The sequence below is a fragment of the Exiguobacterium sp. QJM3NY_9 genome (assembly GCF_056173545.1).
Map to the genome: position 1 here is coordinate 3041265 of NZ_CM149679.1, position 10349 is coordinate 3051613.

Genomic DNA, 10349 nt, shown 5'->3' on the forward strand with positions numbered 1-10349 from the left:
TTCAATTTTTTTAAGCAAGGAGATGGGAATTCTTTTTTAAAGAGTTTGCTAATTCACCTAGCCGCTTAATCAAAACTTAGACTTCTCCTTAACCTTTTTTCCACCATTAGCGTTCTGCTTTGTAATTAAAAAAGACCGAAGCACCTGTTAAGCGCTTCGGTCGTATTTGATAAAACTCATTCTGGTAAGACTTTTTTTAACCGCTTATCAAAATCGCGCCGTGGCATTAAGATGCTTGCCCCACAACCTTGACATTTGATGCGGATGTCCATGCCGACACGAATGATTTGCCACCGGTTCGTTCCGCATGGATGTTGTTTCTTCATTTCGACATAATCATGGAGATTGTACGTTTTTGGCATCATTGATTTGTTCACCATTCCCTTGATCTGTAGTGTTCATCATGACCATATGCGGGTACGGAATCTGGATTCCTTCCGCTTCGAGACCTTGTTTGAATTCTTTACGCATCAAACGGCCCGCTTGAAAATGTTGCATCGGTGGTACTTCTGCCATCATGCGGTACGCAACGCCAGAAGAATCAAGCATTTGGACACCGAGTATTTGAATCGGTTCAACGAACATATCGGCATATTTCTTCGTCGTCGCTTCCGAGATGTCGTTTAGAATCGTCTCGACCCGATCGAGATCCTCTTCATACGGAACTTGGACATCGACTAAGGCAAAACTGTTATCGACCGAGAAGTTCGTCACTTGCAGGATTTGCCCGTTCGGAACGATATGAATCTCGCCCGTCAGACCTTTCAGCTTCGTCGTCCGAATACCAAGCTCGATGACAATCCCTTCAATCACGCCGACGCGGACATAATCACCGACTTTGAACTGCCGTTCGAAGATGATGAAGGCACCTGTGATGATATCTTGAACCAGGTTTTTCGCACCAAACGAAATGGCGAGACCGGCAATCCCTGCACTGGCGACGAGCCCTGTGATGTTGATTCCGAATTGACTGAGCACGGTCAGTAACATGACAATTCCGAGGACGTAGCGAATCGCATTTTGTAACAATTTAAGTAACGTCTCGTTTTGTCGTTGCGCTAAATAATCATGCTCGTTGATTTTTCGAATCGTAAACAAACGGGCGACTGCTCCCGTCATGATCCGTGTCAGGATATAAAATCCGGCAATGATGATTAACGCAATTGTCACCTTGAGTCCAAACCGAATCCACATTTCTGTGTCCGTCACTTGCGCAATTAACTTATCGACCTGGGCGACTGATTCTTTCACATCTTGATTGGTAGCCATTCTCTTCATCCTTTCATTTCTCTCTATTACGACAGTATACGTGATTTTAAATCAGTTTCAACTTAAAGAACCGATTTCGACGTTAGTTTTCTTGAAAAACCGGGAAAGGAAAATCATTACAGAACACCTTCACTCTCGCCAATACACCATGACGTAGACACCTAGAGAAGAAAGGATGATCTAGAGATGAACTTCCGCTTTCATTCACATGAGCCAAAGCCCTATTCTTTCTTTTTAGAGCATACAGAGCCGTTTGCGAAAGAACGATTAGCTGAACAATTACACGAGCAAGTCGCTGCGACGAAAGAAACACGTCCCGTCGTTCTCGTTTGTATCGGTTCCGATCGTTCGACGGGGGATTCCCTCGGTCCACTCGTCGGTACATTCCTCGAAAAATCCCGTCCCGCTCATATGCATGTGTATGGCACATTAGCCAAACCGGTTCATGCCTTAAATTTAGCTGAAACACTTCACTCGATTCAAACGACCCATTACAAACCACTCGTCATCGCCATCGATGCTTGTCTCGGACGCTTATCGAGCGTCGGTCATGTCTTTTTCTCGGAAGGTCCTCTCGCACCCGGAGCCGGTGTCCAAAAAGAATTGCCTGCTGTTGGTGACTTCAACATCAAAGCCGTCGTCAACGTCAGTGGATTCATGGAAATGATGATTTTGCAAAATACCCGACTCCATCTCGTCTATGAATTAGCTGAACTTGTTGCCGACAGCTTCGCCTTACTCGATGCGAAACTGGCAGCGGAAACAAAACGAACGACGATTTCCTTTACGCCCCGTTCGATCTAAACAGCACACACTACAATTAAAATAAGGACAAGCGAATCCTTACGACTCGCTTGTCCTTATTTTTTTGTCATTCTTCTTCCGGCAACAAAATCTCAAGTATCCGATTTAAATCCTCTTCGTCCATAAAATCGATTTCTAGTTTCCCTGCCTGCTTCGTCGTCTTGATTCGAACACTGGCCCCGATCCGCTCCCGTAACGCGTCTTCAATAAAATGAAGTTCAGTCGTCTGTTCAGAAACATGCCGCTTTTGCTTACGTTCGCGGAGCTCTTGCTCAAGACGACGGACATTCCAATTCTCCGTGATGACGCGTTCCGCCATCCGCTCGATTTTTTGCGGGTTTTTTAAAGCGAGCAAGGCACGTGCATGCCCCATCGATAAACGTTCTTCCATGACTGCTTGTTGGACGAGTGGCGGTAACTGCAACAAGCGTAGACTGTTCGTGATGTGCGAACGGCTTTTTCCGACACGGCTCGCAAGTTCTGCTTGCGTCACCTCAAACTCTTCCAACATCTCGGCATACGCCATCGCTTCTTCAATCGCACTTAAATCAGCGCGCTGAATGTTTTCAATCAAGGCAAGCTCCATCATCCGCGTATCATTGGCCTCGATGATTAAGACGGGTACATGAACGAATCCGACTTGTTTTGCTGCCTGATACCGGCGTTCCCCGGCGACGATTTCGTAAAATCCATCACGTGGTCGAACGACGATCGGTTGAATCATCCCGTGCTGCCGTAAAGAATGTGCTAATTCTTGTAATGCTTTTTCATTAAACTGTTTGCGCGGCTGACCTGGATTCGGTCGAATCGCCCGCAGGGGTATCTCATTCACATGAATCTCTCCTAAACGTAGCGGAAGGCACGACCGCAGTTTACGGACGTGCCTTCACGATGCGAATTCGCACCTCGACATATTCTTCACAATCTACTTCTTCTTTTTCGACGGTCAATCCTGTCCGCTCAATCATGTCGACTGAATCACGTAGTGTATTCAACGCGATCCGTGTATCCCGTGCAAAACTTTTATGTCGCTTCTTCGGCTTTTTCGGTGTCAGTAGACGCTCGACACGCTGTTCCGTTTCTTTGACATTCCATTCGCGTTCCATGATTTCCGCTAAGACTGAGATTTGAAGATCTGCATCCTTTAAAGGCAACAAGGCGCGCGCGTGACGTTCCGTGATTGTCCGTTGCTTCAATGCCTCGCGAATTTCAGCTGGCAAACGCAACAGACGTAACTTGTTCGCAATCGTCGACTGACTGCGTCCTAGTTTACGTGCTAAGACTTCTTGCGTAATGTGTTGCATCGCAAGCAATCGTTCATATGCTTCTGCTTCTTCGATTGGAGTCAGTTCTTCCCGTTGTAGATTCTCAATCAATGCGAGTGCAGCTGTCGTTTCATCGGTCATTTCCTTGATAATTGCGGGAATCGTTTCCCACCCAAGTGATTGAACCGCTCGAAAACGACGCTCACCTGCGATGATTTCATAACCTAGCCCCTGTTTTCGTACTACGATTGGCTGTAGTAACCCATGTTCTTCAATCGTCATCGCCAATTCTTCAATCCGCTCCCCATCAAAAATCGTTCGGGGTTGGAATTGATTGGCAACAAGCTCTGTCAGCTTTAGCTCCTGAAGCGTGTCTCGGGGATCAAGCTCAAGCGGGACAGGCTGTCCCCCTTTACCAAGCAGTTTAGCAATTGCATTTTTCACGTTCGCGCACCTCACCTTTATCAGTCATCGTTTCACGTGAAACGGTGTTTAACTCAGTGGATCTTTAGCCGGTGTTCCCGCCTTACGCGGATATTTCCCGGGTGTTAATCGTTTTTTATCTACAATAACGATATTACGCTCACTTTCCTCACCTGGCAATTGGAACTGGAAACTTTCCCGTAAATTACCACCAAGTACTTTGAGTGCCGTTGCGCCTTCTTCTAACTCTTGCCCTAACTTCGCTGCCTTCAAGGCAACAAACTGTCCGCCGACTTTCGCGAGTGGCAAACAGTATTCTGCAAGGACTGACATGCGGGCGACGGCGCGTGCCGTCACGACATCAAAGTGTTCCCGGAACTGTTTGTTTTTACCGAACTCTTCGGCCCGACCATGATGGAACGCGACACCTTCAAGTTCAAGTTCTGTCGCGAGCATGTTCAAGAAGCCGATTCGTTTATTCAGTGAATCGATGATCGTGACTTTTAAGTGCGGGAACATGATTTTAATCGGGAGGCTCGGGAAACCGGCACCGGCTCCGACATCACAAACGGTTTCGACTTCTGTGAAATCAAAGTAGAAAGCCGCTGTGATCGAATCATAAAAGTGTTTCAAGTAAACATCTTCTTTATCCGTGATCGCCGTCAGGTTCATTTTTTCATTCCATTCGACGAGCAGTTCATAGTAGCGTTTGAACTGGTGTAATTGTTGTTCTGAGACGTCGAGACCTTGCTCGGCTAAAGCCGTTACGAATTGCTGTTCGTTCATGTTATCACTCCGCAGTCAATGCGTATTGGCCTTGCTCGATATAAATTAGCAAAATCGAGATATCTGACGGGTTAACCCCAGAAATCCGTGATGCTTGTCCAATCGAGAGCGGACGCACTTGGTTTAGTTTCTGTTTTGCTTCAATCGCGAGACCATTGATGACATCGTAATCGAGTCGATCCGGAATTCGTTTTTGTTCCATCCGCATCATACGTTCGACTTGGTCGAGTTGTTTGTCGATATAACCTGCGTACTTGACTTGGATTTCGACTTGCTCGGCCGCTTCCGCTGACAATGCGACAGGTGGCTCTGTCATGTCTGCAATCATTGCGTACGTGATTTCCGGACGTTTCAATAACGTAATTGCGTGCAACGCTTCTTTCAACGGTGAGACACCGATTGCCGTCAGTTTTTCGTTGACGTCTGGTGTCGCTTTGATGACGACTTTTTCAAGACGTTTCATTTCGCGACTGATTTCGTCTTTTTTCAGTTCGAGTTTCGCATGACGCGTGTCATTGATCAGACCGAGTTCATGCCCGATTTCAGATAAGCGAAGATCGGCATTGTCATGACGGAGTAAGAGACGGTATTCAGCACGTGACGTCAAGAGGCGATACGGTTCGTTCGTCCCTTTTGTGACGAGATCATCAATCATGACACCGATATACCCTTGCGAACGCGACAAAATCAATGGCTCTTTGCCTTGAACTTTAAGCGACGCATTGATTCCAGCCATGATGCCTTGTCCGGCAGCTTCTTCGTAGCCGCTCGTACCGTTAATTTGTCCTGCTGTGAATAACCCTTCGACCCGTTTCGTTTCAAGTGTCGGCCACAGTTGTGTCGGAATGACCGCATCGTATTCGATTGCATAGCCGGGACGCATCATTTCTGATTTTTCAAGACCGGGAATCGAACGTAAGATATCATGTTGGACATCTTCCGGTAAGCTTGTTGATAACCCTTGGACATAGACTTCTTCCGTATCGCGACCTTCCGGCTCGAGGAAGATTTGGTGACGCGGTTTATCATTGAATCGGACGACTTTGTCCTCGATTGAAGGACAGTAGCGTGGGCCTGTTCCTTTAATCATGCCTGAGAACATCGGTGAACGGTGTAAGTTCGCGTCAATCAATTGGTGTGTGTACTCTGTCGTATACGTTAACCAACATGGAATCTGCTCCGTGATCATCTGAGTCGTTTCATGGCTGAACGGTAAAGCAACCGCATCCCCTGGTTGGATTTCGGTTTTTGAATAATCAATTGTTTTTCCATCGATTCGGGGTGGTGTCCCTGTTTTGAAGCGCGCGAGCTCGAACCCGAGTTCCTCGAGATGCTTCGATAGGTTGACGGACGGCATCTGATTGTTCGGACCACTCTCGTATGAGAGTTCGCCGATGATGATTTTCCCACGCATGAACGTTCCTGTCGTAATGACGACAGCATTCGCCCGGTACTCTGCTCCCGTATTCGTCACGACACCGACACAGCGTCCATCTTCAATCAATAGACGTTCGACGAGTGCTTGACGTAACAAGAGGTTCGGTTCATCCTCAAGGGCTTTTTTCATTCGATTTTGATACTCAAATTTATCTGCCTGCGCCCGGAGTGCACGGACGGCCGGACCTTTTGATGTATTGAGCATTTTCATTTGGATGTAAGTCGCGTCGATCGCTCGTGCCATCTCGCCACCTAATGCATCAATTTCCCGGACGACAATCCCTTTTGCGGGACCACCAATCGACGGGTTACAGTACATGAATCCGACCATGTCGGGATTCATCGTTAACATCACCGTTTTCGAACCCATTCGCGCTGATGCGAGTGACGCTTCGATTCCAGCATGTCCGGCTCCGACGACGATGACGTCGAATTCACCTGCTTGATAAGCCATAATTTCGGTTCCTCCTTTTATGAATCAACAACCTGACAGTGCATTTATTTCCCTAAACAAAACTGGGAGAAAAGTTTATCGAGTAGACTATCTTGCGCCGTATCCCCATTGATTTCGCCAAGCGTATCCCATGCCCGGCGTAAATCGATTTGGACCATGTCGATCGGCATCGCTGCTTCTGCCGCCCCGAGCGCATCTTCAATCATCTGACTCGCTTGTTTAATCAATTGAATATGACGTGCATTCGAGACGTACGTCATGTCTTGGCTTTCAACACCTTGTTCGAAGAAGAGGGCTGCGATTGCTGCTTCGAGGTCGTTGACGCCTGCTTCTTCAAGCAAGGATGTCGTGACGACCGGGCGTCCTGCAGCCAGTTCTTCAACACGTGTTAAGTCGATTTGTTGCGCAAGGTCACTCTTGTTGACGATGATGATCGCGTTCATATCGCGAATCGCTTCAAACAACAAAATATCTTCTTGCGTCAATTCGTCATTCCCGTTTAAGACGAGTAAAATCAAATCCGCCGAATTGAGTGCCTGGCGTGATTTTTCGACACCCATTCGTTCGACGATATCTTCCGTTTCCCGAATCCCTGCCGTATCGATCAACTTGAGCGGTACACCGCGGACATTCACATATTCCTCAATCGTATCACGGGTCGTCCCTGCGATATCCGTGACGATTGCTTTTGCTTCTTGCACCAATGTGTTGAGCAAAGATGATTTCCCGACGTTCGGTCGCCCGATGATTGCTGTCGACAGGCCTTCACGTAGAATTTTTCCTTGGCGCGCCGTCCGGAGCAGTTCCGTCAGGATGCGGCGGACTTCCCCAGCATCTTTTTGGACGATTTGTTGCGTCATTTCTTCCGCATCGTATTCCGGATAGTCGATGTTGACTTCAATCGAAGCGATCGTCTGTAACAGCTGTTCGCGCAATTCTTGGACAAGCTTCGAGAGCCGCCCTTCGATTTGACCGATTGCAACCGTCATCGCCCGGTCCGTTTTCGCACGGATTAAGTCCATCACGGCTTCAGCTTGTGATAAGTCGATGCGCCCGTTCAAAAAGGCGCGTTTCGTGAATTCACCTGGTTCTGCTAGACGAACATCAGGTTGTGCCAGAATGAGTTCGAGTACACGATTGACCGCGACGACTCCACCATGGCAATTCAATTCGACGACATCTTCGCGCGTAAACGTCTTCGGCGCCCGCATGACACTGACCATTACTTCATCGACGACCTGCTCCGTCTCGTGGTCGACTAATTTCCCGTAATGAATCGTGTGGGTTGGTACTTCCGTTAACTGATTCGCACCTCGGTACACTCGGTTTGCCGTTGCTACTGCTTGCGGACCTGATAAGCGGACGATTGCAATCGCCCCTTCGCCCATCGGTGTCGAAATCGCGGCTATCGTATCAAATTCCATCATTCGTCATTCACACCTCGTTTTCTTCTATCGTTTCTATGATCAATTGATGAGTTAGTTATAAATGGGTATAACGTGACAACTATACACGAAAATGACTCAAAGAAAAAGAGCGACACTCTGTAAAAACGGAGTATCGCCCTCATTTGTGATTAACGTTTCTTTTTCGGCTTTTTCGGAGCAGGAGCTGCTTCGGCCGCTTCTTTTTCACGTTTTGAAGCAATCGTTGCTTCAGTCTGTAATTTGATCTTCTCACGCATCGGCTTCATGATCACGATCGTCACGATGATCGAGAAGATATAACCAACGACCCAGTAAAGTGACAAGGCAGAGGGTAACGTCACACCCATGACGAAGATCATGACCGGGAAGACGTATAACATGATTTTCATCTGCGGATTATCGTCTTGTCCCGCCATCGAGAGTTTCTGTTGCAGGTACGTAAAGACCGCTGAAAGAATCGGTAAGATAAAATACGGATCTGGCTTTCCAAGATCGAACCAAAGGAACGTATGCTTGAAAATATCCGGCGTGTAAATGATTGCATTGTAGAAGGCAATCAAGATTGGCATTTGAATTAAGATCGGTAAACAACCTGCAAGTGGATTGACGTTATGCTCCTGATAAAGCTTCATCATTTCCTGTTGCAATTTCTGTTGTGTTTCCTGATCTTTTGAACTGTATTTCTCACGCAGTTTCATCATTTCTGGCTGGATGACTTGCATACCACCCATACTCTTCGTTTGTTTAATCATCAACGGTAAGATGACAAGACGAACAATCAATGTCGTAATCACGATTGCAATCCCGTAATCCCCGTTAAAGTATTCAGCAATTTTTCCAATCAACCAAGCCATCGGCCAAACAAAATAATGTTTCCAGAAACCTTCTGTGTCAGCAGTAATCGGTTCACCTGTTCCGTATGTTCCAGGTGTACAACCCGATAGAACAACTGCGAGTACTGACATCAGTCCAAGTGTCAACCAAATCTTAGTTCTCTTGTTCATAATTCCTCCTAATGATGTTTACCCTTTGTCGGTCAGACTCCTTCTATAGATAGAATCAGGAAAGACCGTTACAAATCAAACAGAATATATTACGTATTTATTTAACTTGCCGCTTCCAGACGCCGGAACGCTTTAATACATGCCGCAAACTATCTGCGACTTCTTGCGCAGTCATCTTCGCAGCTGGATTGCGGGCGATGATTACAAGATCATAATCTGGTGCAATCGAAGCTTCATGTAACAAAAATGCTTCACGAAGGTACCGTTTTACCTGATTACGTACGACAGCATTTCCGATTTTCTTACTCACTGATAAACCAATCCGAAAATGAGCTTGCTGGTCTTTTTTTAGTGCGTATACGACAAATTGCCGATTAGCGACAGAGGCTCCTCGAGTAAACACCGCTTGGAACTCCTTGTCTTTCTTGACGCGGTATTCCTTCTTCACCTTGATCACACTCCATCCTGACATCACGAAAATTCGTCGTCTTTCATCATATCATAGAATAATCCTGCTTCGCGAGAGGGGGTTGTGACAAAAGCACGAACACCCTTAAAAAAAAGCAAAAAAAAGATCACCTCAGGCATCGCCAGAAGTGATCTCATCATCGCTCGATTATACAGTCAAGGCTTTGCGGCCTTTAAGACGGCGAGCAGCCAAGATCCGGCGGCCACTCTTCGTTGCCATGCGCGCACGGAATCCGTGAACTTTTTTGCGCTTACGGTTGTTTGGGTTGAAAGTTGGTTTCATTTTAGTCTGCACCTCCTTTAAAAATTACTCTATTAAAAAACATCGTTTTCTACTTTAAGGCAGTCTTGTACATTATATAAATCAAAAGGGACCTTGTCAATGAAAGTTCGTAAGAATTATCTCGTTCGATTCTATCGATTCGTTACGATAGAAATCTGGATGAGGGTTCGTATTACAAGATAGGAATCCGATCTGCATGAACAATAGGAAATTCCCCAAGTTAAAACTATCCACAGACTTATCCACACTATCCACACTTTCCGTGGATAACTCTTCACTTTGTCTACAATAGTATTTTTTAAAATCAACGTCAAGGTTTGATTTTCGACTCGATTCTCCAACTATTTTTGATTTTGTGTATAACTATTTTTTTACGCTTCCTCTTTCAAAAAGTTATACACACGTTATCCACACCTTATCCACACTATCCACAGCCTGTGGGTAACTACCTGTGTATATCTTTATTTACTTGTGGATAAATCACTCTAGGCATTGCCAGCGCTCATTTCATTTGATACACTAATTGTGCATAACAACGACACGAACCAAATTGAATTTTCAAGTTATACACACCCTGTGGATAACTTTATACACAGTTTTACTTGCCTGTGGATAACGTTATCCACAGTTTTTATGTTGTGGGGATAAGTCGAGTTTCTTCATTAACTTTGTCCTGTGCATAAACCTGTGTATAGTTTTTTATATCATGATAGAAAAAGGGGGGTATTT

The 10349-nt window shown here is 46.1% G+C and carries 11 protein-coding genes; 1 reads left to right on the top strand and 10 read right to left on the bottom strand.

Features of this window, described 5'->3' with window-relative positions; genetic code table 11:
• Positions 1-176: 176 nt before the first annotated feature.
• Both AC0VYQ_RS15450 and AC0VYQ_RS15455 read right to left on the bottom strand, forming a co-directional pair.
• Positions 177-365 carry a DUF951 domain-containing protein gene (locus tag AC0VYQ_RS15450; protein WP_012371900.1) on the bottom strand — a complete coding sequence of 63 codons (189 nt, stop codon included), beginning with the start codon at positions 363-365 and terminating at the stop codon, positions 177-179.
• Positions 337-1269 carry a mechanosensitive ion channel family protein gene (locus AC0VYQ_RS15455; protein WP_088838299.1) on the bottom strand — a complete coding sequence of 311 codons (933 nt, stop codon included), beginning with the start codon at positions 1267-1269 and terminating at the stop codon, positions 337-339. The genes AC0VYQ_RS15450 and AC0VYQ_RS15455 overlap by 29 nt, the downstream gene beginning before the upstream one ends.
• A 186-nt stretch (positions 1270-1455) precedes the next feature.
• Here AC0VYQ_RS15455 and yyaC point away from each other — a divergent pair, with 186 nt between their 5' ends.
• Complete coding sequence (yyaC, locus tag AC0VYQ_RS15460; protein WP_029332164.1) at positions 1456-2073, top strand: spore protease YyaC; 618 nt, start codon at positions 1456-1458, stop codon at positions 2071-2073.
• A gap of 67 nt (positions 2074-2140) precedes the next feature.
• On the opposite strand, the gene AC0VYQ_RS15465 is transcribed toward yyaC, so the two are convergent.
• The 8 genes from AC0VYQ_RS15465 to rpmH form a co-directional block, all read right to left on the bottom strand.
• A complete protein-coding gene (locus AC0VYQ_RS15465) occupies positions 2141-2905 on the bottom strand; it encodes a ParB/RepB/Spo0J family partition protein (RefSeq protein WP_214808525.1) in 765 nt (254 codons plus the stop codon).
• Between the two features lie 40 nt (positions 2906-2945).
• Entirely contained in the window at positions 2946-3782 is an 837-nt protein-coding gene (gene noc / locus AC0VYQ_RS15470; RefSeq protein WP_088838302.1) for a nucleoid occlusion protein, read from the bottom strand.
• 48 nt (positions 3783-3830) lie between these two features.
• Positions 3831-4547, bottom strand: coding sequence for a 16S rRNA (guanine(527)-N(7))-methyltransferase RsmG (gene rsmG / locus AC0VYQ_RS15475; protein ID WP_088838303.1), 717 nt, complete (start codon positions 4545-4547; stop codon positions 3831-3833).
• Positions 4548-4551: 4 nt separating this feature from the next.
• Positions 4552-6438 carry a tRNA uridine-5-carboxymethylaminomethyl(34) synthesis enzyme MnmG gene (gene mnmG / locus AC0VYQ_RS15480; RefSeq protein ID WP_088838304.1) on the bottom strand — a complete coding sequence of 629 codons (1887 nt, stop codon included), beginning with the start codon at positions 6436-6438 and terminating at the stop codon, positions 4552-4554.
• Positions 6439-6482: 44 nt separating this feature from the next.
• The gene (gene mnmE, locus AC0VYQ_RS15485) at positions 6483-7865 is read right to left on the bottom strand and encodes a tRNA uridine-5-carboxymethylaminomethyl(34) synthesis GTPase MnmE (RefSeq protein ID WP_088838305.1); all 1383 of its coding nucleotides are present in this window, start codon (positions 7863-7865) and stop codon (positions 6483-6485) included.
• 149 nt (positions 7866-8014) lie between these two features.
• Positions 8015-8869: a membrane protein insertase YidC gene (gene yidC / locus AC0VYQ_RS15490; RefSeq protein WP_214893161.1), complete on the bottom strand. Its 855-nt coding sequence runs from the start codon at positions 8867-8869 to the stop codon at positions 8015-8017.
• 97 nt (positions 8870-8966) lie between these two features.
• Positions 8967-9317 (bottom strand): ribonuclease P protein component, encoded by a 351-nt coding sequence (rnpA, locus tag AC0VYQ_RS15495; RefSeq protein ID WP_029332171.1) that lies wholly within the window; start codon positions 9315-9317, stop codon positions 8967-8969.
• A 168-nt stretch (positions 9318-9485) separates the two neighbouring features.
• Positions 9486-9620, bottom strand: a complete 135-nt coding sequence (gene rpmH, locus AC0VYQ_RS15500) for a 50S ribosomal protein L34 (RefSeq protein ID WP_012371910.1) — start codon at positions 9618-9620, stop codon at positions 9486-9488.
• Positions 9621-10349 lie beyond the last annotated feature (729 nt).